Here is a 2,599-nt window from a genome sequence, read left to right as displayed (position 1 = left end):
TAAAGGAACTAAATTTTTATATAAGAATACGAATTAATTATTAAAAAAACACTTTCTCTTATTCTTTTATACTTTTTATTAATGCGGTTTTTAAGAATTGACAGAAACAAGTTCTGCTCATTAAAAATATAAAAAGATGGAACAAAAGTAAATTCACCAGCACCTTTTTTGTAAAATAATTGATTTCTTAACATGTCTAGTTATTAGACAGTATCAATTAGGTGCATTTGAAGTGTTTTTTTTCTTTGTTTTGTCGAAAGCATATTAGGCTATAGTTATTTTTGTTAATTTATCGCCGGCTGGGAGGTAAAAATGATAGAAAAAATTAAGCGGTTTATTAAAGTTAAATTATTGAAACGAGATATAAGAACCCAGGTTGAACGTTTAAAGGATAGTGGAATGATTATCGGAAACAATGTTCATATCTTAAATTCAACAATCGATGAGGGCCATGCATTTTTAATAGAAATTGGGAATGATGTAACAATTACAAATTCTACAATTCTAGCTCATGATGCAAGTATAAAAAAAGACCTTGGATATTCAATAGTAGGAAATGTGAAAATTGGAAGTAGAGTGTTCATTGGCTGGGGAAGCATTGTACTGTGTGGAGTTACAATTGGTGATGATGTAGTAATTGGAGCAGGAAGTGTTGTTACAAAGGATATTCCAAGTAATAGTGTGGCTGTAGGCTACCCAGCAAAAGTTATTGCAAAAAAAGAAGAGTTTATAAAAAGACACCAACGTGATTTGAACATAAAGCCAAAGTATGAGGTGTATTATCCCTACAAAACAGAAGTAGAAAAAAGACAAATGAAAGAGGAAATTGTCGATATTGGATATGATTTGTAATTTTGTAGGTAATAATCGGTATCAAAGCTGTGTTACTTAAAAATTTTAAAGTGAAGATTGAGAGAACGAAGTAACCACAGGAATTTATTTAATGGGGGAAAGCAATGAAAGTTACAACGAACTTAGTATATACTTTCAATAGATTATTAAGACATGTATATCCTTTAAGTATTTTGGATACTAGTAAGTCGATAAATTTTTTATTAGATGAAAATTGCTCTTTGGCAAGATATGGTGATGGTGAATTAAATATAATGATGGGAGGGAGTATTCATTTTCAAGAATATGATGCTCAACTGTCAGAGCGACTTACGAATATTTTAGTAAATAATGATAATTGTAGTCTAGAAATTGGAGTTCCTCTAGCTATAAATACAGTTGAAGGTTACAGAAAAGAAGCTAAAGATTTCTGGAATATGAATATGGATACTGGCAGAATGCATTGGGTTCGGTTTTGTGGAAAAAAAAGGACCTTTCTTAATGCGAGTTTAACACGTTGTTATATTGATTACGAGGAAAAAAGCAAGAGTAAGATATGGTTTAAAAAATTAACTAATTTGTGGCAAGGGAAAAGAATTCTGATTGTTGAAGGAAAACACAGCAGGTTGGGAGTTGATAATACCTTGTTTTCAAATACTAATAGTATAGGTAGAATTATTTGTCCTTCTAACAACGCATGGTCAGTCTACAATGCAATTAAATTGTGTGTTTTAAAAAATGCGAAAGATTATGATTTGGTTTTAGTGTCCCTGGGGCCTACCGCAACTGTTTTAGCGGACGATATCTCAAGAGAGGGGGTACGAATAGTTGATATTGGACATTTGAACTTGGAATATAATAAATTTATTGAGGATGGAGGAATGGATAACTTACATGGGAAAATAATAGATGATTCAATATATAGAAGTCAGATAGTGGCAACAATATAGGATTGTATTGATAATAAAGAAAAGGAAAAATGATGTGATAATGAGACATATTATAAAATAAAAGAATTAATATATTAAAGAGAAAGTCACATAAAGACTTTCTCTTGTTAAGACCTTTAAGTGTTTATATTTTCTAAATTTTTTTTACAATAACTATTAAATTAGTAACTTGCTGCTCTCTAATACTAACTGAATTTTTATCTAGTATAGTTATTTGCGTTTGTAATATCTGAGATGTCTGGGAAGTACATAAAACATACGGTTCCAGTGTATTAAGATTGTGGACAATTGTCGCATAAAATCCATCGCCGTTAGGCTGTAATGTTACGTTTGTTTTATAGGTGTCATCAATGTCATAGCCGACGAATGTACCCATATCTTCCCCGGGTAAATTTATATTTGTAAATACATTATCTGAAGATATGAATTGTATCATAGGATTAAGGTTATTATAATAAATCAGATTGAGTGAAGTGGATCCATTGTATTTAAAATTACTTTCCTTAACAAAAAATATTAAGACATCCCTTACAACAGTTTTTTCATGGTTTATTAAGCGTGAAAAATTTGAATTGTTAATCTCAATATTACATCTTTCCAATTTTATGAGACCGGTTGGTTGATTAAGGTCAGTTGCAAAAAGATAACTTATTGTATTAGTAATAAGTTGACATTCTTCCAATAAAATCGTTGCTGTAAAACCGGGGGTGTTAATATTCCCTACTTTTATAACAGTGTCCGTAAAACTACTCTTAGATATATCAACTTCCCTATTTTTAGTACCCAAAATTAGGTTTATTAACGTGCAGTTATAATAT

General features: G+C 30.4%; 2 protein-coding genes and 1 pseudogene. 2 read left to right on the top strand and 1 reads right to left on the bottom strand.

Features of this window, described 5'->3' with window-relative positions; translation table 11 throughout:
* The first annotated feature begins 312 nt into the window (after positions 1-312).
* Together V7266_RS28470 and V7266_RS28465 are read left to right on the top strand one after the other, a co-directional pair.
* The gene (locus V7266_RS28470; RefSeq protein WP_335472581.1) at positions 313-852 is read left to right on the top strand and encodes an acyltransferase; all 540 of its coding nucleotides are present in this window, start codon (positions 313-315) and stop codon (positions 850-852) included.
* A gap of 104 nt (positions 853-956) precedes the next feature.
* Complete coding sequence (locus V7266_RS28465; protein WP_335472580.1) at positions 957-1,781, top strand: GT-D fold domain-containing glycosyltransferase; 825 nt, start codon at positions 957-959, stop codon at positions 1,779-1,781.
* A 133-nt stretch (positions 1,782-1,914) separates the two neighbouring features.
* Here the strand turns inward: V7266_RS28465 and V7266_RS28460 are convergent.
* Positions 1,915-2,599: pseudogene (locus tag V7266_RS28460) on the bottom strand (hypothetical protein); the annotation flags it as partial.

Source organism: Neobacillus drentensis, assembly GCF_036965645.1.
GTDB lineage: Bacteria > Bacillota > Bacilli > Bacillales > Cytobacillaceae > Neobacillus > Neobacillus drentensis_D.
Note: the sequence above shows the minus strand (reverse complement) of the source record. Positions and strands in the feature narration are given on the sequence as shown.

Bases quoted from the DNA above. Each gene is read 5' to 3' on its own strand.
- V7266_RS28470 (WP_335472581.1), top strand. From the start codon at position 313: ATGATAGAAAAAATTAAGCGGTTTATTAAAGTTAAATTATTGAAACGA.
- V7266_RS28465 (WP_335472580.1), top strand. From the start codon at position 957: ATGAAAGTTACAACGAACTTAGTATATACTTTCAATAGATTATTAAGA.